The sequence below is a fragment of the Bacillus sp. D7-8 genome, assembly GCF_052055895.1.
Lineage (GTDB): Bacteria > Bacillota > Bacilli > Bacillales > Bacillaceae > Bacillus > Bacillus velezensis.
The window spans coordinates 1,682,434-1,703,702 of the sequence record NZ_CP179922.1 but is presented as its reverse complement, the minus strand read 5'-3'; the positions used below and the strand labels follow the sequence as shown (position 1 = coordinate 1,703,702).

General features: G+C 45.8%; 18 protein-coding genes. 1 reads left to right on the top strand and 17 read right to left on the bottom strand.

Translation table 11 applies throughout. The features are described from left to right. Positions 1-30: 30 nt before the first annotated feature. The 8 genes from ACKTRM_RS08615 to ACKTRM_RS08580 all read right to left on the bottom strand — a co-directional run bounded on the left by ACKTRM_RS08615 (position 31) and on the right by ACKTRM_RS08580 (position 8,402). Positions 31-780: a polyketide synthase gene (locus ACKTRM_RS08615; RefSeq protein ID WP_003154094.1), complete on the bottom strand. Its 750-nt coding sequence runs from the start codon at positions 778-780 to the stop codon at positions 31-33. Between the two features lie 9 nt (positions 781-789). Beyond that, positions 790-1,563 carry an enoyl-CoA hydratase/isomerase gene (locus ACKTRM_RS08610; RefSeq protein ID WP_012117594.1) on the bottom strand — a complete coding sequence of 258 codons (774 nt, stop codon included), beginning with the start codon at positions 1,561-1,563 and terminating at the stop codon, positions 790-792. Further along, the gene (locus ACKTRM_RS08605) at positions 1,560-2,822 is read right to left on the bottom strand and encodes a hydroxymethylglutaryl-CoA synthase family protein (RefSeq protein WP_012117593.1); all 1,263 of its coding nucleotides are present in this window, start codon (positions 2,820-2,822) and stop codon (positions 1,560-1,562) included. The genes ACKTRM_RS08610 and ACKTRM_RS08605 overlap by 4 nt, the downstream gene beginning before the upstream one ends. A gap of 51 nt (positions 2,823-2,873) precedes the next feature. Next, entirely contained in the window at positions 2,874-3,122 is a 249-nt protein-coding gene (locus ACKTRM_RS08600) for an acyl carrier protein (protein WP_012117592.1), read from the bottom strand. Between the two features lie 65 nt (positions 3,123-3,187). Beyond that, positions 3,188-5,428, bottom strand: coding sequence for an ACP S-malonyltransferase (fabD, locus tag ACKTRM_RS08595; RefSeq protein WP_012117591.1), 2,241 nt, complete (start codon positions 5,426-5,428; stop codon positions 3,188-3,190). 1 nt (position 5,429) lies between these two features. Continuing rightward, positions 5,430-6,404 carry an acyltransferase domain-containing protein gene (locus ACKTRM_RS08590; RefSeq protein ID WP_012117590.1) on the bottom strand — a complete coding sequence of 325 codons (975 nt, stop codon included), beginning with the start codon at positions 6,402-6,404 and terminating at the stop codon, positions 5,430-5,432. A gap of 136 nt (positions 6,405-6,540) precedes the next feature. Further along, positions 6,541-7,410 (bottom strand): ACP S-malonyltransferase, encoded by an 870-nt coding sequence (gene fabD / locus ACKTRM_RS08585; protein ID WP_012117589.1) that lies wholly within the window; start codon positions 7,408-7,410, stop codon positions 6,541-6,543. A gap of 314 nt (positions 7,411-7,724) precedes the next feature. Continuing rightward, complete coding sequence (locus ACKTRM_RS08580; protein ID WP_012117588.1) at positions 7,725-8,402, bottom strand: MBL fold metallo-hydrolase; 678 nt, start codon at positions 8,400-8,402, stop codon at positions 7,725-7,727. A gap of 964 nt (positions 8,403-9,366) precedes the next feature. Between ACKTRM_RS08580 and ACKTRM_RS08575 the strand changes: the two genes are divergently transcribed. Further along, positions 9,367-9,576 (top strand): hypothetical protein, encoded by a 210-nt coding sequence (locus tag ACKTRM_RS08575; RefSeq protein ID WP_041482193.1) that lies wholly within the window; start codon positions 9,367-9,369, stop codon positions 9,574-9,576. Positions 9,577-9,969: 393 nt separating this feature from the next. On the opposite strand, the gene mutL is transcribed toward ACKTRM_RS08575, so the two are convergent. The 9 genes from mutL to ACKTRM_RS08530 all read right to left on the bottom strand — a co-directional run bounded on the left by mutL (position 9,970) and on the right by ACKTRM_RS08530 (position 21,217). Continuing rightward, positions 9,970-11,844, bottom strand: a complete 1,875-nt coding sequence (gene mutL, locus ACKTRM_RS08570) for a DNA mismatch repair endonuclease MutL (protein ID WP_012117587.1) — start codon at positions 11,842-11,844, stop codon at positions 9,970-9,972. A 15-nt stretch (positions 11,845-11,859) separates the two neighbouring features. After that, positions 11,860-14,445, bottom strand: coding sequence for a DNA mismatch repair protein MutS (gene mutS, locus ACKTRM_RS08565; RefSeq protein ID WP_041482253.1), 2,586 nt, complete (start codon positions 14,443-14,445; stop codon positions 11,860-11,862). Between the two features lie 118 nt (positions 14,446-14,563). After that, positions 14,564-15,109: an outer spore coat protein CotE gene (cotE, locus tag ACKTRM_RS08560; protein ID WP_003154111.1), complete on the bottom strand. Its 546-nt coding sequence runs from the start codon at positions 15,107-15,109 to the stop codon at positions 14,564-14,566. Positions 15,110-15,361: 252 nt separating this feature from the next. Then, complete coding sequence (locus tag ACKTRM_RS08555; protein ID WP_003154113.1) at positions 15,362-15,793, bottom strand: RicAFT regulatory complex protein RicA family protein; 432 nt, start codon at positions 15,791-15,793, stop codon at positions 15,362-15,364. A gap of 2 nt (positions 15,794-15,795) precedes the next feature. Further along, positions 15,796-17,325 (bottom strand): tRNA (N6-isopentenyl adenosine(37)-C2)-methylthiotransferase MiaB, encoded by a 1,530-nt coding sequence (gene miaB, locus ACKTRM_RS08550; protein WP_012117585.1) that lies wholly within the window; start codon positions 17,323-17,325, stop codon positions 15,796-15,798. Between the two features lie 142 nt (positions 17,326-17,467). Beyond that, a complete protein-coding gene (locus ACKTRM_RS08545; protein ID WP_098081411.1) occupies positions 17,468-18,646 on the bottom strand; it encodes a glycine C-acetyltransferase in 1,179 nt (392 codons plus the stop codon). 12 nt (positions 18,647-18,658) lie between these two features. Continuing rightward, positions 18,659-19,705, bottom strand: a complete 1,047-nt coding sequence (gene tdh, locus ACKTRM_RS08540) for an L-threonine 3-dehydrogenase (protein WP_041482192.1) — start codon at positions 19,703-19,705, stop codon at positions 18,659-18,661. A 257-nt stretch (positions 19,706-19,962) separates the two neighbouring features. After that, positions 19,963-20,223: a stage V sporulation protein SpoVS gene (gene spoVS / locus ACKTRM_RS08535; RefSeq protein WP_003154135.1), complete on the bottom strand. Its 261-nt coding sequence runs from the start codon at positions 20,221-20,223 to the stop codon at positions 19,963-19,965. A 199-nt stretch (positions 20,224-20,422) separates the two neighbouring features. After that, positions 20,423-21,217 carry a TIGR00282 family metallophosphoesterase gene (locus ACKTRM_RS08530; protein WP_003154137.1) on the bottom strand — a complete coding sequence of 265 codons (795 nt, stop codon included), beginning with the start codon at positions 21,215-21,217 and terminating at the stop codon, positions 20,423-20,425. Positions 21,218-21,269 lie beyond the last annotated feature (52 nt).

Genomic DNA, 21,269 nt, shown 5'->3' with positions numbered 1-21,269 from the left:
TCCATTTCATCTGTATGTAAGATGTATGTCTTATACTCCGTACATCGTCGTGATTCGTTTTTTCACTTCATCATCATGAAACGTCTCATCGTGCATGATTAACTCCTTCTCAATGACGGCCGGAAGCTGCTCGCGAAACGGCGTCACCAAGTGCCTTTTCAATGTAATTAAAGAGTTTCTCGGTTTTTCCGCAAGCTCACGGGCCAATTCCTGCGCATAGTCTAGTACTTCCTGCCGAGGAAGCACCGGAAAAGGCACCCCTCTTTTCTCCAGGTCACCGCCGCGGTAGTGGCCGCCGTTTAACAGCATTTCATGGCCGAGGCTTGCCCCAAGCTTCTCCGGAACGATAAAGGTAGCGCCCATTCCGGGGGTGAAACCGTATTTCATAAAGTTTGCGGTATACACGCTTTCTTTGCTTAAAATGACAAAATCACTGAAAAGCCCCATGACAAACCCGCCTCCGATTCCGTGGCCCTGCATGGCGGAAATGACGGGAATATCACATTCCAGCGCCAAAGAGTACATGCGGTCTTCCGTAAACTTCGTGATGCCCTGCTGAATCCTGAGCAGGCCTTCCTGTGTGCCTCCGGAAGCAAAGTAATGGCCGTATCCTGTTAAAATCACAGCTTTATAGACTGACGATTTTTTTATACGGGTGAATGCTTCCATCAATCCATCCGTCAGTTCTTTGGAGAAGGCGTTTTTATGGGCTTTATCCTGCATTGTCACTTGGATAATATCCGGTTCAATTTCGAGCAGTTCAACTGCGGCGTTCGGCATGATATCCTCCTAACTGTTCTCCGTTTCCCAAGGAAGCCGCCCCGTTTCTGCATAACGGAAGATGGCTGATTGGTTATCCGGATCTGAAAACATCGCTTGATTTTCGGCTAAAGCAATGGATTTCGAACGATGAACAAGGTCGTTTAAGGAATCCATGTATTGTTTATAGCGGATGACTGCTTTTTTCGACAGCGGGCGAAGACGCAGCAAATGCTTTCTCAGCTCTGTTGCTGAGTCCGGGACGCATACGTCACAAAGTCCCCATTCAAGCGCCTGGCGTGCCGGCACGGGCTTTGTCATGATCGTCATATAATGCGCCTTTTGAAATCCGATTCTTTGAATTAAAAACGGCAGAACGCAGGCTGGATAAAGTCCGAATAACAGTTCAGATAAACTGAACGAAGCACTCTCCTCTGCAATGACGATATCGCACGCGGCGGCAAAACCTACACCTCCCGCATTTACTTGTCCGCGGACGCGGGCGATTGTGATGTACGGCCCGGATTTTAATGCCAGCCACAAACGGTAAAGCGGCTCCTGCGATTCCGCATGCTGCATTCCCTGCCTCATTTTCCGGTACATCTCATCAAAATCCGCCCCGAAACAAAATACCTCCGGCTGCCCTTCAAGCACTACGGAGGTCACGGAGTCTTCACATTCAGAAAGAACGTGCAGGCATTCCTCCACTAAACGCTCATTAATCGTATTGTTGGCTTCAGGCCGATCAAAGGTGATGAAGCAGACATTTTGCTGAAAACGGACGTTTATCGTCTCATAGGTCACGATATCCACCTGTATTTCCGATGAAATTCCGTGATTTCTTCCAAATACAAACGAGGGCTTCCGGTATGATGGTCTAAAATGTTCGGAATCATATTCACATCCAATTTGACATTCCGGGTTCCGAACTTCACCAGACCGCTGCCTTTAAACAGTTCTTCATACTCTTCCATGGACAGCCTGTACCTGTTGTTCAGATGCTCTTCTATTTTGAAAGAATGCTGCCGCGCTTGCCCTTCAGGCGTCACAACGCCGCTGTAAAATTCTGAACAGCATCCGGAGCCGTAGGAGAAACAGCCGATCCGCTTAGAAGTGTCGAATCCCCCTTGGTCAATCGTGCTTGCAAGAGCCAGTAAAGAGGCTGCTCCCATAATGTTTCCGACTCTTTGGCAGTAGCGGAGCCCCGGCTCTACTCTGGTTTGAAAATCCTGTTCGATCTCAGCGTTTTTCGCTTTTGCAAGCTTGCGCATCATCGTCCGGTGGGCTCCTTTTACCATGCCGCCAAACGGTGTATGGAAGGCTAGATAGTGAAACGTCTCTTTATAGTCAGCGCCCGGCACACGGTTTTTGTACTCGCGAAATGTCTGTTCACAGCAATCGAGGTAAGACATCAATGACAAATCGGCATCACCGGCTTCACTGTCCGGGATCGGACGGCATGTATCCATCACCTCATAGCCGTAATAGCCGTTGGCGCCCGCATCCGCCTGAAATACGATGGGATTTTCACCGATCAATAAGGCGACGGCACCCGCTCCGGCGCTCGGTTCTGCGTAAGACCAATCCTCGCTTAACGCATCGCCGCCTTCGGCAATTAAAAACCGGGAAATATCCGTCGCGACGACAAGCGCCTTCGCTCCGGGGGATGTCTGCGACAAAATAAAATTAAGGGCCATCTGCAAGCCCGCCGTTCCTGAATAACAGGCTTGTTTCAGTTCAAATAAACGGCAGTTCCGGTTGAGGCCTAAGTGATCATGAATATATGTACTGAGTGATTTTCCGAAGTCGATGCCGGACTCCGAGCAGGTAATCAGCAGCTCGATTCTGTCTTTTTCAGCCTCTGTCAATCGGTCGATAATCGGCTTTGCCGCGTTAACGCCGAATGTAACGGGGTCTTCGTACGGAAGCGCCACCGCTTTTTCTTTCATCAGTAAATTCTCAAATCTGGCAGGGTCTAAGTTTCTGTACTCCGCCAGCTGCATGACATCAAGGTATGCTGTCCCGCCAAACACATTTATCGCTTCTATTCCGGCAGCCGCCATGAACTTCGCCTCCAATATGAATTTTGAGTTTCCGATTTTTCCACCGTTTTATCAGACAGCCTGTACCTTTTCATAAAGCTTTTCCGCCAATTCGCCGATGTTTGACACTCCCGTCAGCTCAACACGCGGGATCTGCAGTGATAATTCTTCAAGCATCATCGTGATAATTTCGGCGCGGTCCACTGAATCCGCCCCCAGATCAACTAACCGGTCTTCCTGTGAAAGCTGTTCGCCTTCTAAATCAGGTAAAACCTCGTAGATTGTGTTCTGCAGCAATTCAAAGATTCTTTCTTTACTCATTGTCAGTTCCTCCCTGTTTCATCTTTTATGAATATTCCATGTTTTCAATCTATCATTTCGTCTTGTCAACACGTTTGCAAAAATGAACCTAACTTCTGATTCAGAAGCGAGGCCGTCTCTTCCATAAGCCGCATGCCGATACCATCGGCATGGCGGTTTTTCCAGGACTCCAGCTCCGTACCTTTCACCCATTGATTGAAGGCGCCTAATGCCGGGCCGCAATGAATCTGGAAGTCTACCTTGGCATCCGGGTCTCCTTTAATCGCCGAAGCAGAGCTTTGCCTGAAATACCATTTGAATATGAGCGCCATTTTCTCTTTCGGATTCCGTTCGGCTTTTGAAATGTCTTCATTCGAATAATGAGCCTTCACTTTGTCATAAATACTGCTTACACTTGCCTTAAAATACTTCTCTTCTATTTGTCTGAGTGTCTTTTCATCAATTTCTTCAATTGAGCGGTGACGCTGATACAGTTCATGCAGCTTAGAGGCGCGGGTCGGAAAGAACAGCCCTTTCTTTAATACCTGCACCTTGCTGCCTGATTCAAACATATCGCCGGCCGGCGCGTAGGCCGTGTCCTGTACATTCATCTGCTGCAGGAGGTCCTTTACGAGGCCGCTCGTCGCTGCTTCAACGGTGCATTGGTTAATAGATCCGGTCACAATAAAATCAGCGCCGAGCATAAATGCGGCCATGGCAGCCTCGGGCGTTCCGATTCCCCCTGCGGCTCCGATGCGGACGGTTTTGCCGTATCGGTATTTTTTCATCATGTCATCTCGTAAACGGATGATCGCCGGCATGAGACTGTAAGCAACTCCGCCGTCAGTGTGGCCGCCTGAATCAGCCTCTACGCAGATGTCATGCGCAACGGGTATTTCTCTCATCAGACTTGCTTCTTCAGCGGTAATTTTGTTTTCGGCTGCAAGTTTCTGCAGAATGTGATCAGGCGCCGGGCTGAGAAACGCTTCCGCTACTTCCGGACGGGACAGCTTGGCGATAATCCGCTGACGCGCTATTATTTGGCCGCCGGCACCGCGTTTTAACCCCTTAGCGCGAAACCTTACTAAAGCGGGAGTAACCGTTAAAAACGCTGATGCTTCCAAGTTCTGAATCCCATGCTTCAGTAAAAGATCAATCATTTTTTCTTCTGAATCTGTATGCTTCATGTTATGTACAACATTTATGCCGAAGGAACCGCCGTCACGAAGCTCATGCTGAATTGACAAAATGGCGTCCTCAACGTGCGCGATGTTCAAACCGCCCGTTCCGAAAAAGCCCATCATTCCTTTTTCAGCCAGTTTGACAACCATTTCCTTCGAAGAAATTCCGCGGTACATGCCGCCAGCCAAGTAGGCGTATTTCAATTGATAATCGCGCTTAAACTCTTCATTTCCTAAAGACGCCGCCGTAATTGAGCTTTTTCCAGCCTCAGCCGGGACTTTGATTTCATCTGTTATCGGCTCCGCTTCAGCCGTAATTCTTTGTATCAGCCCCGTCAGCACTTTTCCGGGACCGATTTCCTCAAAGCTCATGTTCTTTCTTCCCATTAAGAAACGGATGCTGTCTGTCCAGTTCACCGATCCCGTTATTTGTCCGGTGAGTGTCTCTTTCAGCTCTCTCTGCTCATAGGGTCTTGCCGTCACATTTGAAATGACCGGGATGGACAGCGGCTTAAAATGGAAAGATTCAATAAACCGTGAAAACTCTTCCTTCGCTTCCAGCATGTATCTGGAATGAAAGGCGCCGCTGACATTTAAGCGGTGAACCATTTTTACGCCGTTTACGGCTTCAAAAACGGATGCTGCTTTTTCAATATCTTCTTTATATCCGGAAATGACAATTTGTTGCGGTGTGTTCATGTTGGCGATATCAATCATATCCAAGTGATTTTCTCTTAAAACATCCGTCACCTGCTCATGAGTCAGGCCGATCACCGCTGCCATGCCGCCTCCTTTTGCGCGGCTCATCAGTTCGCCCCTTTTTTTGACCAACTGTAAGCCTTCTTCAAAATCAAAGGCGCCCGAAGCGTATAACGCGTTATATTCGCCCAAACTGTGCCCAGCGGTAAAATCCGGTTTCAAGCCGGTTTCTTCTGTTTTTTTCAAATAACTGAGGGCATTGACGACATAGAGCGCCGGCTGAGTGAATTGAGTCTGATTGAGACGTTCTCCGTCCCGGCACAGCTCCTGAATGGAATATCCGAGAATGTGATCGGCCTTTGCGGTTAATTCAGGATAGCGGCCGAACAGGTCCTCCCCCATCCCTATTCTTTGCGAGCCTTGGCCTGGAAAAACAAAGCTGATCATCTTACAGTCTCCTTCCGGGCGGTGATAAAATGCTGTCTTCTATTTGCTGCAAATGTGTTTGTTCTTTATGAAACGGCGTCATAATGGCACGGATGCGTTCAGCCGATCCTGCAGGAAGAATCTGTTTGGCAAATGCGGCCAATGTTCCGGAAGGCCCGGCATCAATATACAATCCTTTTTGGCGGCTGTCTGCGAATTGAAGCGCTTCGCGGAATCGAATCGGCTTTCTTACGATATCCCAGAAAAAGTCCGCTTGTATATCGGTCTCAGCCTCTCCGGTCGCACTGGAGATGTACGGTATAAACGGAGTCCGGATTGATTTCTGAGCTAAAAAGCGCTTGTACGGCTGTTCCGCCTGATCAACCAGCGCTGAGTGAAACCCGTAAGATACCGGCAATAGCTGATGAGGAATCTGCTTTTCTCTCAGATCGTCCATGATCTTTTTGATATGTTCCCGCTCTCCCGAGATGACAAAGTGAGAATGATAGTTTACAGATGCCAATTCACTATGTTCGCCGAGCAGCGGATCATCTTGATATAAAGCCGGATCACCCAGTATCGCAAGCATGCTGCCGTTACGGCAAGTTTCCGTAACGATTCGGGCCTGTTCCAGCACGCAATCTAAAGCATCCTCGGCGCTCAGCACGCCCGACACAGCGGCCGCTGCATACTCTCCGAGGCTTGCTCCGATCACATAATCGGGACGTATGCCTCTTTGCTCCAAAGCATATGCAAGTGCGTACTCAGCCATAAAAATGGCAGGATGGCTGAAAAGAAGGCGGTCAAATGGATCAGACAGACGATTGCCTGTATGATACATCTCTTTTAGGACAGAGTAACCGAAACGACTGACTGCAAAATCGTCCAAGTCAAGCATTTTCTGCCGAAAAGCGGCGTTATGTGCAAACAGCTCTTTCCCCATTTGATAGTATTGGGAACCCTGTCCAGAAAACATGAAAACAATTGGCTGGTTCATTTGTTCTCCTTTTTGCTCTTTATTTTTTCGAAATATTGATTTGTGAGTTTTTCGTGATGTCGTGTGCAGGTGAAGTGGTCGTGATGTTGTATGGCTGGCACTATTGTGTAAGATAAGAATTTTGACTTGCGTTCCGCTACATGGCGGGTGAAGCTTCAGTTTCATTTTTGATGCGGTGAATAAGTCCTGTCAGCACATGGCCCGGGCCGACTTCTTCAAATTCCATCCGCCCTTTGTCCAGCAGATAGCGGATGCTGTCGTTCCATCGCACTGAATGGTCGATCTGATCGGCCAGAACGGAGTGGATTCCGTCTTGCTCATAAGGTCTGGCATGCACATTAGAAATGACAGGAATTGATATAGCAGAAAAATGAAATGACTGTAAAAATTTTTCGAACTCTTGTTTTGCTTCACTCATATACCTCGAGTGAAAAGCGCCGCTTACGTTTAACGGATGAAACATCGTAACGTCTTTTAATCCTTCGAATACGCTTTTGGCTCTTTCAATGTCTTCTTTGCGTCCGGATATGACAACTTGGTGAGGAGAATTCATATTGGCAATATCAATCGTATGTAATCCGTGCGTTTGAAGGGCGTCTGACACTTGAGCTGCAGTTAACCCCATAACAGCGGCCATTTTTCCGTCAGTGGCCATACTCATTAATTCACCTCTTTTACGGACAAGCTGCAGGCCGGTAATAAAATCAAAAGCACCTGCTGCAAACAGCGCATTATATTCTCCCAAACTGTGGCCGGCCACATAATCCGGCTTTATGTCATTGTCTTGGATTTTTTTCAAATAGCTTAACACGTTTACAACATATAAAGCAGGCTGGGTGAACTGCGTCTTGTGAAGGTTGGAATACGGATTCTCAAGACAAAGCCGTTTCATAGAATATCCGAGTGTTTCATCAGCCTGCTCCGTTAAGTCTTTAAATTCATCAAACAATGAGCTCCCCATTCCCTGCTTTTGAGAACCTTGTCCGGGGAATAAGTATGTGATCATTTTCTCAGCCATCCTTTCTCGGATTCAGATAAGAAGCATGTTCAAGTTGATAGTAACTTCACAAAAATACCATGTCAAGTTAATTTATCCTATGCGAACTCCTGAATAATACCTATTTTTCCCTGTCGAAAGGCAGACTCAGGGCTTTCGGAACAGGCGTAAGCAGAATGTCCCATCCGGCCTGCCCGGCGTTCTCTTCCGCAAACTCCCGTTACTCAGTCATTCATCACCAGAAATCTAGTAATAACTTCCATTCCATTTCAGAAGTTCCTTGCCTCAAAAGAAAAGCTAGTTAGATAGAACTAAATTACACATTACTTAAAATGAAACAGCCCTTTTTGATTTTTTCTGTTGCGGAAATTCACAAAATGTTCTTTTTTTTCAATCTGAAAGTAAATATTGTTTTTCAAAAGACTCTCCATTTTTTGACCCGGCTTCTCCCCGAAGGAGTGCCCCGGATACACACGCACATGTGGCGGAATGGAGGCTTTGATCCTCTGTATACTGTGAAACATATCTTCAGCTGAGCTGCCCCTGTCCCCACATATACCGCACCCTTCTGTAAACACGGTGTCACCGGTAAAAAGATGATCAGATAGCAAATAGCACATTCCCCCGGCCGTATGTCCCGGGGTCAGTATACTTCTGATGATAAACCCTCCGGCCGCAAAGGTTTGGCCGTCTTCAAGCGCTATTAAGTTTCTGCACCGGAATTGATAGAAATCGATTTCCGCCGACGACATGTATATATCAGAATGATAGATTTGCTGAAGCGGCTCCGCCAAGTTTACATGGTCATAATGCGAATGTGTTAATAAAATAGCTGATAAATCAACATCCAATTCATGCAGTTTATCGGTTATTTTATCGATTTCCCAGGACGGGTCCACCGCTATCGCAGATTTTTTTGAGCGGTCTGCGATAATATAACAATAGTTGGACCACATCTGGTGATAAGTTTTGATTTGATGCACTTCATATGTATGATCCATTGTCACCATTCCCATTTAAAAGATCCGGGCAGACTGCTGCCGCCGCCCAGCCGACTGTAACCACTTTACCAGATGACACCACGTTTTTCCATGGATTTTCCGGTAAAGTTAAAAAAACTTTCTGCTCCCGCCAAAAGCACCAGTCTGGACCTTTTTTACAAATTGCTATGCTGATATATAAGGAAATTAGAATATTAATTTAGATGAATTCTTTAGGGAATTTTATTCAGAAAATGAAGGATGAATATGAGTTTCGGATAAAAAGAAAACAAATTGAGCTTTTGTTTTGAAAAGCAATTGCCGAAGCGGCCGAAGGGGATAATCAGTTTTTAGAAATGACCCGCAATCAAGACTATTATTTTAATTATTTTCTTCAAGATAAACTAAACCACACGGGCTCTCGAAATATATCAGAATACCTTAGTTCTTACACCGAATTCAACGTTATGTTGACATTAACATAATTGAATTTAGAAAAGTACGGCGTAATTTACACTCTTTTCAAATCAGCCCTAGCTGCAACAATTCACGAAAGCGCCGCGCAGCTTTTTACTGTGCAAAAACAAAACTAACATAAAATCATTAAGTGTAAAAAGTAAATATTAAACATTAGACAAATAGACTATGTTATATGGGTCGGAGTTTACCGCTCAAGGTAAATTGCCCTGGGATGCAAAAGCACTAAGAGCAGATTGGGATGCAATACCTGCTAAAGTTAAAGCTGCTATGGGTGGAATCGGCGTTTTGAAATAATTCTTAATACGATCGACAATTTTACTGGTGCAGTTGAAGATGCGTGCTATGCGGGTGCTCTAAAAGAACTGGCAACCCAACAGCCGCTTGGCGGATTACTAAAACTCTTAGGCTTTTCATTTAAACGGGGCTATTGTTGGTGTTTAACAAATTTATCCTGTGTTAAGCTTTAAAGTGATTATTTTCTAAAGTGTTAAGACAGGAGGTAACTATGAAAGATAAAAGTAATGCTGAACCGAGCCCAAAAGCTATAAAAATTCTAACTTACATCATTCCTATAGTTTTAATAGGACTTATCCTTGTTCTTAAGAATATTAATACCGCAGCAGCAGAAATTTCATTTTATATTGTTGCTATCGGTGTGGTTCTCTTAGTGGTTTTCAGTTTGATCAAAAATAGAAAATACCGCAGGAAGAACTGAATGTAAGGGGGGCTAATTACTAGTCCCCCTTGACTGACTTGCGGATAGTATAACCCGCCAAATTCCAATTTTATTTAAATTCTTCACAAATAACATGAGAATTTTCAGGAACCGTTTTCTCCAATTATTTCACTATTAATGCAGTCAATTGACGATATAGACGGTTACACCAAACACAGGATACTACATCGCCACCCCAAATACTCTCCAAAAACAATTTTTATATGACAGAAAAGCAGCTGGATGTTAAACAAATCATTTTCTTGATTGACGGCATACCGATGCAACAATTATGCCAGAAATTAAAAAACTCAAAAGTTATCTCTGAAAGGCTGGGTCATTCAAACTAGTAAGGCTGCTAAATAACGGTTTAGTCTCACATAAACGTTGTTATTACATCACACGCTTAAACATTTTCTCCATCTCATACGTACTGTGGTGGATAATGATCGGCCGGCCGTGCGGGCATGTGAACGGGTCTGTCGTTCGGCGCAGGTCGTCCAAGAGCGCTTTGATTTCGTCGTTTCGCAAATGGCGGTTCGCTTTGATTGAGCCTTTGCAGCTCATCATAATGGCCGCTTCCTCCCGCAGTTTCTTAATATCGATCTGTTTGGCGTCAAGCACCTGCTGAATGATTTCTTCAATCAGTTCAGCTTCTTCCCCTTTTGGAAACCAGGCCGGATGGCAGCGAACGATGTAGCTGTTCGTGCCGAATGCTTCTAAAAATACTCCGACGCTTTCAAGCTCATGCTGATGCTGGTCAATGATCAGCGCTTCATTTGCCGCATAATGAAAGGTGAGCGGCACGATCATATCCTGCACTTCAGGCTCAACCTGCCCGACCTTCTCCCGGAAATATTCGTATTTAATCCGTTCTTGGGCCGCATGCTGGTCAATGATATACAAGCCGTTTTCGTTTTGAGCTAAAATATATGTCCCGTGCATTTGGCCGATCGGATACATCATCGGAACTCTTTCTTCCCGTATTTCTTCAGAGACAGCTTCCGGTTCCGGAGTATCGGAAACAGGCGCTGCCGTTTCGGGCATACCGAGCTCCGGCGGCACTCCGTGATCCGCTTCATTCGGGAGGATCTCTTCTTCTATTATTACCGGCTCAGGCTCTTTTACGACCGAACTCAGCTTCATTGGTGAGTAAGACGGCTCCGGCGTTTTTTCAGGAAGTTTCCGCTCAGGCGCGCTTTCCTCGAATGTCATAAATTGCTGTTCGTTTTTGGCCGGTGCCGGCGCTGATTTTTTCGGGAGCTGGGCGCTCGGAATAAGCCGCTGCTTTTGAAACACTTCCTTTATCCCGTCACGGATCAGCTCATGCAGCTCTGTCTCTTTGCTGAGGCGGACTTCAAGCTTCGACGGATGGACATTGACATCAACCAAAATCGGGTCCATCGTAATTTCGATAAACGTAATCGGATGGCGGCCGATCGGCAGAAGTGTGTGATAGCCCTCATGCACTGCTTTTACAAGCGGGAAATTCTTAATGTATCTTCCGTTAATGACAGATGACATGTAGTTTCTGGATGCACGCGTGATTTCCGGAAGCGCAATGTAGCCCTTGACTTCAAAATCAAGCGAGCTGATATGGAGCGGTATCATTTTTTTCGCAACCGCCGTCCCGTAAATTGCGGCCAGCACATGGCGCACGTCCCCGTTACCGTTTGTCTGCAGCAGATTTTTCCCCTGATGGCGGAGACGGATGGATACTTCCGGATGCGCAAGAGCGATCCGGTTGACAACATCCGTAATATTGCCGAGCTCCGTATGCACGGTTTTCATATATTTCAATCTGGCGGGTGTATTGAAAAACAGGTTGGTAACGATAATCTCCGTTCCTTTTCTGCTGGAGGATTTCTGCTCAGAAATGATATTCCCGCCCTGAAGAATGAGATGGGTTCCCGCTCCCTCGCCGATGCTCGTTTTGATTTCCAGATGAGAAACAGACGCGATACTTGGCAAAGCTTCTCCGCGGAAACCGAGTGTTCTCACCCGGAACAGGTCGTTTTCATCTTTGATTTTACTGGTCGCGTGGCGGCGGAAAGCCCGCTTGCAATCATCGGTTTCCATCCCTTCGCCGTTATCGAGCACCCGAATCGACGAAAGCCCCGCTTCCTCTATGTCGATTTCAATGACTGTGCTGTTTGCGTCGATGGCGTTTTCCACCAATTCTTTAACGACTGAGGCAGGCCGTTCGACCACCTCGCCGGCCGCTATTTTATTCGAGAGTTCATCTGACAGCTGGATGACTTTTGCCAAGTCCGTCACCTCTTTCTATTTTAATTTTTTTTGCAGCTTGTACATTTCATTCATCGCCTCAAGCGGCGTCATATCGAGAATATTGATTGACTTAAAAGCTTCAAGCACTTGTTTTTCTTTATTAGAAACAGCCGGTGCCTTCTGTTCTTTTTCACCGTCAGCAAAAAAGGACAGCTGTGCCGGTTCTTCTCTGACGGCGGACTTTTTCTCAGATACCGCCGGAAGCTCCGGTTTATCTCCCGTCTGCTCAAGCTGTTTCAAAATCTCCTGCGCGCGGCTGATCAGATCGTCCGGGAGCTCGGCAAGCTGGGCGACATGAATGCCGTAACTTTTATCTGCGGCTCCTTCTTTGATTTGATGGAGAAACACGACCGTTCCGTTATATTCCTCTGCGCGCACATGAACGTTTTTCAGCTGAGGAAGCTTATCTTCAAGCACCGTCAGCTCATGATAATGCGTGCTGAACAGTGTTTTAGCACCGATATGATCATGGACATATTCAATAATCGCCTGTGCCAGCGCCATTCCGTCGTACGTTGATGTCCCGCGGCCGATTTCATCAAACAGGATCAGGCTGTCTTTTGTGGCGTTCACAATCGCGTTTTTCGCTTCCAGCATTTCCACCATAAAGGTGCTTTGTCCGGAAATCAAATCATCCGCTGCCCCGATTCTCGTGAAGATTTGATCAAAAATCGGCAGAACCGCTTCTTTTGCGGGCACAAAACAGCCGATCTGAGCCATGATCGATAGAAGTGCGATCTGTCTCATATACGTGCTTTTACCTGACATATTCGGACCCGTAATCAGGAGCATTTCCCGCGAATCGCCCATCAGGCAGTTGTTCGGCACGTATTCTTGACTGTCCATCACCTTTTCAACGACGGGGTGTCTCCCTTCAATGACTTTTACTTCATTATCAGAAAAGACGGGCTTTGTGTAATGCCTGTTTTCACTGATCGTAGCAAAGCATTGCAGTGCGTCCAGCTCACTCATTTGTTTGGCAAGACGCTGCAAGCGCGGAATAAATTGTTTCACCTTTTCACGCAGTACGGCAAAAAGCTCATATTCCAGCTCGCAGATGTTGTTTTCCGCTTCTAAAATAAGCGCTTCTTTTTCCTTCAATTCCGGCGTAATGTACCGTTCGGCGTTTGTGAGGGTCTGTTTCCGCTCATACCGTCCGTCTTCAAGCAGATGAAGGTTTGCTTTTGTGACTTCAATATAATAGCCGAACACTTTATTGAAACCGACCTTTAATGAACGGATGCCCGTATAAGCGCGTTCCTGCTGCTCCAGTCTGGCAATCCAGTCTTTACCGTTTTTGCTGGCGTCACGGTACTCATCGAGCTTCTGATGATAGCCGTCTTTAATTAAATTGCCTTCTTTTAACGATAACGGCGGGTTTTCATGAAGGGCTTCTTCTAACAGGTCAAGCAAATCTCCGCACGGATCAATCAAGCCGGCGCGTTCTTTTGCTTTTTTATGGTTAAGAGACCCTACAAGCTCTTTGATGCTCGGCACTTGTTTTAAAGATTCTTTCAGCTGGATTAAATCCCTTGCGTTGACGTTTCCGAATGCGACCCGGCCCGCCAGACGTTCTAAATCGTATACTTCCTTCAGGCGCTCTCGCAGATCTTCACGCTCAAACAGATGATTGATCAGCGTCTCGACCATTTCCTGGCGTTCTTCGATTTGGGATGCCCTGATCAGCGGGCGGTCAATCCATTGTTTGAGAAGCCGGCCGCCCATCGCTGTTTTCGTCTCGTCTAAAAGCCAAAGCAATGACCCTTTTTTGCTTTTCGAACGGATTGTTTCCGTCAGCTCAAGATTCCGTTTTGAATACAGGTCAATTTTCATCGCTTCTTCCAATTCATATACTTGAACCGGCTGCAGATGATCCAGGCTCCGTTTTTGCGTTTTCTGCAAATACGTATATAAACGCATAAACGTCTCTGTCAGCTCTTCGCCCGGCAAGTGCTTTGCGATTTCAATGCGTTCTGTTATTTCCCCGTCTTCGATGGAAATCGTGGCGCCGCACCGTTCTTTCAGCTGAGCAGCTGTATGTTCGTTAAACTTGCTTGATACGACAATTTCCTTTGCGCTGACTGAGTAAATTTCTGACATGACATCTTCAATCCGCTCAATAAATACGGCCAGGTTTTCTCCAGTCGTTAAGTCCGATAAAGCGAGACCGTATCCGTCACGGAATTCGGAAACGGAAGCGATAAAGTTGTTTTCCGATTCATGAATGCCTTTTCCATCCATCACGGTTCCCGGTGTGATCAGCTGGACGACTTCTCTTTTTACAACGCCTTTAGCCGCCTTCGGATCTTCCGTCTGCTCACAGATCGCCACTTTATAGCCCTTTTTAATCAGCTGTTCAATATAAGCCGCCGCGGAATGATACGGCACGCCGCACATCGGAATTTTATCAGCCGAACCTCCGTCTCTGCTTGTCAGTGTAATTTCAAGCTCTTGTGACGCTTTTTTTGCATCTTCAAAAAACATTTCATAAAAGTCACCAAGCCGAAAAAATAAAAAGGCATCTTGGTGCTCTGCCTTTATCTTCAAGTATTGCTGTATCATAGGCGTGTAACTAGCCATCATTTAATCCCTCACTATGTATCTTCTCTTATCCGAATCCCATTATAACATAAACAAAAGAGTGATATCTTTATATATAAAAAAGAGACTTGGGGTGTTAAACTCCCCTAGCCTCAACTTATTCTTCAGGATCTCCGACTAAAAATTCAGGGTTAATGTCCTCTAATTCTTCATCAAGATCGTCTTCCCAATCATCATCATCGTCTTCTTCCCAATCAGGATTGACTTCGACGACGACTTTCGTTTCACCGACCACTTCTGCTAAAAATTCTCTCTCTGCCTGAACCACGATTTTATTTCCGTTAGGAGAAATGGTGACTTCAAGACAATTCGGCTGCTGCAGCACTTTGGCAATGACTTCGTGTTCGTCATCTAAGTAATTTGTGTCTCTGTATCTGAGTTTAATCACATCGACATACTTTACTCTCTCGGTTACAACTTCTGTTTTTGTATTATCGGCGTAAGAGTACCAGACGTTTATATCATAATACCCTTCAATTTCTACAGTCTTCCCGATCTTTTCGGCATCGTACTTGTGGTTGATAATCCAGCCGCCCAATATACTTGACGGTTTTTCTCCAGGTGAGATCGTGTTGGTGCATTGGGTGAATTTTCTTCCTTTCGCAACTACCGCTTTCGTAATAATTTCCCTGTATTCAGACATTCCGGCAGGCCTCCTTGTTCTTCTTCGTGTTATCTTATGCTGGGCATTTGTCTCATGTGCATTTTTATAATAAAAATATAAAAATACAAAGTTTCTGTTTCATTGTATGCAGCCCTGCCCAGAAACTTTACTTTTAAGTATGATAAAACTTTCCAGTAAAATGGGACAAAACGGTGAGTCAATGAAAATTTAGTACATATTACAATTAGTTCTCAAGTAACAAAAAAACACGGGCCGATGAAGGCCCCGTGTTTAAATAGAACAGCTGTTATTCGAATGTTTTACTTTTGAACCGGTTTCTCCCGTCAGCAGGTTGCCTCCGGTAGATGTAATGATTTCGTTTGTCACCTGATTTGAGATCGTATGTGCGACAAGCTGAAGAAGGTCATTGACCTCAATCTGGGAATCTCTGAATTCCTGAATGATCGGAATCCCTTCAAGCTCTTCCTGCAGGGCGTCAATTTTACTTTCCACTTGTTTCAGCGCTTCAAGCTTTTCGTAGTGCTTCAGGTTAACGGCTTGCTTTTGCAGGGTTTTAATCTGATTAATAATCGCAGAGACTTTTTCATTTTCGTTAATCTGCGCCTCGGCGCGTTTGAAAAAATCAACTTCTTCTGTTTCAGAAATCATTTTCGCAAGGTTCCTAGCCTGCTGTACAATGTCTTTCTTAGAGTAAAGCGTCATTATTATTTCACCTCGATTGCTTCTCCTGCCATCACACCGTCAAGCGACCATGTTTTCGCCTGTTCGATTTTGACGCGTACAATCTTGCCGATGGCGTCTTTCGGCCCTTTGAAGTTGACGAGCTTGCTTTTTTCCGTATAGCCGGCAAGAATGTCAGGGTTATTTTTGCTTTCTCCCTCAACTAATACTTCGACAGTCCTGCCTTCATATTCCTTCATTTTTTTGGCTGAAATTTCTTTCACCAAATCATTGAGGCGCTGAAGACGTTCTTTCTTTACCCTCATCGGAACATTGTCTTTCATCTTCGCTGCCGGCGTGCCTTCACGAGGAGAGTAAATAAACGTATATGCGCTGTCAAATTCCACTTCGCGATATAACGAAAGCGTTTCTTCAAATTGTTCATCGGTTTCATTCGGAAAACCGACAATAATATCGGTCGTCAGTGAAGCGTTCGGCATCGCCGCTTTAATTTTTCCGACAAGCTCCAGATAGCGTTCTCTGTCATATTTGCGCGCCATCATTTTTAACATCGCTGAGCTTCCTGATTGAACCGGAAGATGGATATGGTCAAGAAGGTTGCCGCCTTTGGCGAGCACTTCGATCAGATGATCATCAAAGTCACGCGGATGACTCGTCGTGAATCGGATTCTCGGAATATCAATTTTGCGCAGTTCGTCCATTAAATCACCGAGTCCGTACGTCATATCCTCAAAATCTTTTCCGTACGCATTCACGTTTTGACCGAGCAGCGTGATTTCTTTATAACCTTCGCTTGCAAGTCTTCTGACTTCCTGGATAATTTCCTCAGGACGGCGGCTTCGTTCTTTTCCGCGGGTATACGGTACGATGCAGTATGTGCAGAACTTGTCACAGCCGTACATAATGTTGACCCAGCCTTTAATTTTTCCGTTGCGGACTTTCGGAAGGTTTTCAATGACATCCCCTTCCTTCGACCACACTTCAATGACCATCTCTTTTGATAAATATGCCTCTGATAACAGTTCCGGCAGACGGTGAATGTTGTGCGTGCCGAAAATCATATCGACAAACGGGTGCTTCTTAAGGATGCGGTTTACGACTGATTCTTCCTGTGACATGCAGCCGCAGACGCCGAGAATCAAGTCCGGGTTATTTTTTTTGAGCGCCTTTAAATGGCCGAGCTCTCCGAACACTTTGTTTTCAGCATTTTCCCGGATAGCGCAAGTGTTTAATAAAATAACGTTCGCGTCATCAACCGAATTTGTCGCTTCATAACCGAGCGCCATAAAAATACCCGCCATGACTTCCGTATCATGCTCGTTCATTTGGCATCCGTACGTGCGGATATAAAATTTCCTGCCTTCACCGAGGCCTTTAAATTCTTCTGAGATTTTAAAATCGTTATGATATTGAACGGATTCTTTGCCCCGTTTTTTCGCATCTTTTAAAGAAGGCGGAATATATACGGCTTCAAAATACTTGCTGTAATCCTTTTCGGATGTTTTGTCCGCCGGATTCACTTGTCCGCTTTCCTGCTTTTGCTTTTCATTCATGTTCGAATGTCTCCTTTCAACCGAAACTTCCACCCTCAAGTATACTGGTTAAAAGCGTTTGGCACAACCGCCAGCCTATTATTGTACACCTTATTGAGAATAAGAATCAATAAGAAATAAAAAAGAGGGAATCATTTCCCCCTTACACAAGCTGAAGCTCTTTTGCGGCTGAACGGATAACTTCCAAGGCCCGGTCAAGCTCCTCATTTGTATGCTCCGCCGTAATAATGGTGCGGATTCTCGCTTTTCCTTGGGCGACCGTCGGATACACGATGCTTTGTGCAAACACGCCGCGGGTCAATAAAAGGTCTGATAATGCCTGGGCTTTTTCTTCCTCCCCTATTAATATCGGCACGATCGGTGTTTCGCTTTTTGTGAGGGTCAGCCCCATTTGAACCAGTTTGTCTTTGAAATACGCCGTGTTCTCCCATAGCTTTTCCATATGCTCCGGCTCTTCCAGCAGGACGTCAATGGCTTCTATGCATGCGGCTGTTACCGCAGGCGGATGAGAAGTGCTGAATAAGAAAGGGCGCCCTTTATGGCGCAGGTAATCGATCAGAACCTGGGACCCTGCGGCGTAACCGCCAAGCACTCCGATGGCTTTGCTTAATGTGCCCACCTGTATGTGAACTCTTCCGTCAAGCCCGAAGTGATTAACCGTTCCCCTTCCGTTTTTTCCGAGTACGCCGGAAGCATGCGCGTCGTCGACCATCACAAAGGCATCGTACGCCTCCGCAAGTTTGACGATGTCAGGCAAAGGAGCGATGTTGCCGTCCATTGAGAATACGCCGTCGGTGACGATCAGGCGCATGCGGTAATTCATTGATTTTTTCAGCACCCTTTCCAAATCGTCCATATCAACATGGCGGTACACCTTTTTATCTGCTTTCGTCAGCCTGATCCCGTCAATAATGGAAGCATGGTTCAGTTCGTCAGAGATCACGATATCCTCTTTTGTAAGAATGCTTGATAGGACGCCCTGATTCGTTGTGAACCCCGATTGAAAAACAAGTGCCGCTTCTGTTTTTTTAAAGTTTGCCAATTTTTTCTCCAGCTCATTGTGCATTGTGAATGTTCCGGCGATTGTCCGGACGGACCCCGTACCCGCTCCGAATTCTTCCGCGGCGCGTTTGGCCGCTTCGACAAGCCTTGGATGCGACGTCAAACCGAGATAATTGTTCGATGAAAGCTGTATCACGTTTTCGCCTTTGACTTCCACCGACGGACCCTGCTTCGTTTCAATTTGTTTCATTTGCTGCCACGTTTTATTTTCTTTCATTTTATCAAGCTCTGCTTTTAGAAATTCAAATTCTTTCATTATAGAACCCTCCCCTTATGGAATCAAAATGACTTTGCCGCACTGGCCCTTTCTCATCAGGTCAAACCCTTTTTCAAAGTCTTCAAGCGGCAACTGATGCGTGATCACCGGCGTCAGATCAACAAGGCCGGATTCAAGCAGGTGCGATACCTGCCGCCATGTTTCAAACATTTTTCTGCCTGTGATGCCTTGGACGGTAAGTCCTTTAAACACCACGTCATTTGTCAGGTCAACCGTCACCGGACGTTCCGGCAGACTCAGCATATGGAACCTTCCCCCGTTGGCCGCCATCTTTAATCCTTGTGCTATAGCTGCCGGGTGGCCTGACATTTCGCAGACAAGGTCGATCCCTTCTCCGCCTGTTAAGGTGTCGATCACCTCAAGCGGATCTTCCTTATCAGCTGAAATGGTGATCGTGGCTCCCAATTTCTTCGCAAGAGCCAGCCTATAATCATTTTTATCAATGGCCGCAATACGGGATGCACCGGCCGCTTTAGCCACTGCCACCGCCATCAGCCCGATCGGTCCGCAGCCGATAATTGCAGCGGAACCGCCCGCAAGCTGGCTGCTTTCCAACACCGTATGCACCGCGTTGCCAAGCGGCTCTTGAACAGAAGCGACGGCGGGGTCCATATCAGCGGGATTTTTCCAAACATTTCGAGCCGGCACTTTGACATATTCAGCGAAGGAACCGGCTGTATCTACGCCGAGGATCTTTGTATGGGTGCACACATGATGTTTTCCTGTTAAACAAGGGACACAAGTACCGCAGACGAAGTGGGTTTCAGCCGAAACGTAGTCACCTGTTTTGACATTTGTGACGTGCTTGCCCGTTTCCGCTACGATACCGCTGAATTCATGTCCGAATACTTGAGGTGTTTTGATTCGTTTCTGCGCCCATTGATCCCAATTATAAATATGCACATCTGTACCGCATATAGATGCGGCCTGTACTTTAATGAGAACTTCATTCTCATTAATGGAAGGTATGGGAATTTCTTTCAGAGTTGCTCCGAAAGCGTTTTCATTTTTGACGATAGCTTTCATCTTTCCTCCCAACACGTACACTCCTCCTCGAAAAAACACTGTAATAACTGGATTGTAACATGATATAAAAAGGAGGTAAATACCAGTGTCCACTCCAAGAAAACAACTGCTTCCGTCCGGAAAAATGGGCGGGATTTTTTTTGAATATTATATGAATAAAGCCATTTATCATCTCTTCGTACTATCAATATAATATTGTGAGAAAATATGACAACAATAAAAACAACCCGCTCGCCTTACGCAAGCAGGTTGAGAATGTCATGTTTTTGTTTTTAACGGGGTTCGACGATTAACTTAATCGCCGTTCTTTCTTCTCCGTCAATCTGTATATCTGTAAAAGCCGGAATACAAATCAAATCTACGCCGCTTGGCGCGACAAAGCCTCTGGCAATCGCAACCGCTTTAACAGCCTGGTTTAAGGCACCCGCCCCAATTGCTTGAATTTCGGCGGCTCCGCGTTCCCTCAATACACCGGCAAGCGCGCCTGCTACTGAATTTGGACTTGATTTTGCTGAAACTTTTAAGATTTCCATTTCTGCTCCCCCTTAGTTTTACAATGGATAAGTGAGTGTTCATTAGAACAATCATTATTAGATGTTGCTATCCAAAAAGCCATCCCCACAATGCTTTTCAAAAATAGCGGGCTACCTTCCATTTCTACTATATTCACTAAGAAGTTGCTATATTCCTGCTTTTCCTTTTAATATTTTTATAAAATAAACACATGATCACCTATTCAAAGAACATATGGTCATCATTGATTAATATCCGTTCGATATTTACGGCCTTTTTCGTTTGATCGTCGATGTCTATGAGCACTCCGCTCAGCGTAGTTTTACCTTCCGCCACCGTAAACCGGACGGGAAGATTGGTTTTAAACCGCTTGATGACGGTTTCTCTGTCCATACCGAGAATTCCGTCGTACGGACCCGTCATGCCAACATCAGTAATATATGCCGTTCCTTTCGGCAAAATGCGGTTATCTGCCGTTTGCACGTGTGTATGGGTGCCTACCACGGCAGAGGCTCTTCCGTCTGTGTACCAGCCGATCGCAATTTTTTCGCTTGTCGCTTCGGCGTGAAAATCAATAAAAATGTACGGCGTGCGCTTTTTCGCTTCTTCTATTAATTCATCCGCTTTAGCAAACGGATCATCAAGCGGCGGAAGAAACGTCCGCCCCTGTAAATTAATGACGGCAAGCTCTTTTCCGTTCGATTTAATATAAGTAATGCCTTTGCCCGGCGTACCTTCCGGGAAATTCGCCGGCCGGACAAGATGCGGCACATCATCAATAAAGTCGAAGATCTCTCTTTTATCCCATGTATGGTTTCCCATTGTAATGGCATCTGCTCCCGCTTCCATCAGGCTGTGGTAGATCTTTTCTGTCAGTCCTTTTCCGTGTGCTGCATTTTCTCCGTTAATAATTGTAAAATGCGGTTTATGTTTCGCTTTCAGTTTCGGGACATATTCTTTTACCATGTCGCGGCCCGGGGAACCGACAACATCTCCGATAAATAAAATTCTCATACATTCCATTCCTTCCTTTTCAGGGACTCAAAAAAATAAAGTGATGCGTTAA

Excerpts from the sequence above, each read along its gene's own strand:
- ACKTRM_RS08615 (WP_003154094.1), bottom strand. The coding sequence starts at position 780 with ATGCCGAACGCCGCAGTTGAACTGCTCGAAATTGAACCGGATATTATC.
- ACKTRM_RS08605 (WP_012117593.1), bottom strand. The coding sequence starts at position 2,822 with ATGGCGGCTGCCGGAATAGAAGCGATAAATGTGTTTGGCGGGACAGCA.
- ACKTRM_RS08600 (WP_012117592.1), bottom strand. The coding sequence starts at position 3,122 with ATGAGTAAAGAAAGAATCTTTGAATTGCTGCAGAACACAATCTACGAG.
- fabD (WP_012117591.1), bottom strand. The coding sequence starts at position 5,428 with ATGATCAGCTTTGTTTTTCCAGGCCAAGGCTCGCAAAGAATAGGGATG.
- ACKTRM_RS08590 (WP_012117590.1), bottom strand. The coding sequence starts at position 6,404 with ATGAACCAGCCAATTGTTTTCATGTTTTCTGGACAGGGTTCCCAATAC.
- fabD (WP_012117589.1), bottom strand. The coding sequence starts at position 7,410 with ATGATCACATACTTATTCCCCGGACAAGGTTCTCAAAAGCAGGGAATG.
- ACKTRM_RS08580 (WP_012117588.1), bottom strand. The coding sequence starts at position 8,402 with ATGGATCATACATATGAAGTGCATCAAATCAAAACTTATCACCAGATG.
- ACKTRM_RS08575 (WP_041482193.1), top strand. The coding sequence starts at position 9,367 with ATGAAAGATAAAAGTAATGCTGAACCGAGCCCAAAAGCTATAAAAATT.
- mutS (WP_041482253.1), bottom strand. The coding sequence starts at position 14,445 with ATGGCTAGTTACACGCCTATGATACAGCAATACTTGAAGATAAAGGCA.
- cotE (WP_003154111.1), bottom strand. The coding sequence starts at position 15,109 with ATGTCTGAATACAGGGAAATTATTACGAAAGCGGTAGTTGCGAAAGGA.
- ACKTRM_RS08555 (WP_003154113.1), bottom strand. The coding sequence starts at position 15,793 with ATGACGCTTTACTCTAAGAAAGACATTGTACAGCAGGCTAGGAACCTT.
- miaB (WP_012117585.1), bottom strand. The coding sequence starts at position 17,325 with ATGAATGAAAAGCAAAAGCAGGAAAGCGGACAAGTGAATCCGGCGGAC.
- spoVS (WP_003154135.1), bottom strand. The coding sequence starts at position 20,223 with ATGGAAATCTTAAAAGTTTCAGCAAAATCAAGTCCAAATTCAGTAGCA.
- ACKTRM_RS08530 (WP_003154137.1), bottom strand. The coding sequence starts at position 21,217 with ATGAGAATTTTATTTATCGGAGATGTTGTCGGTTCCCCGGGCCGCGAC.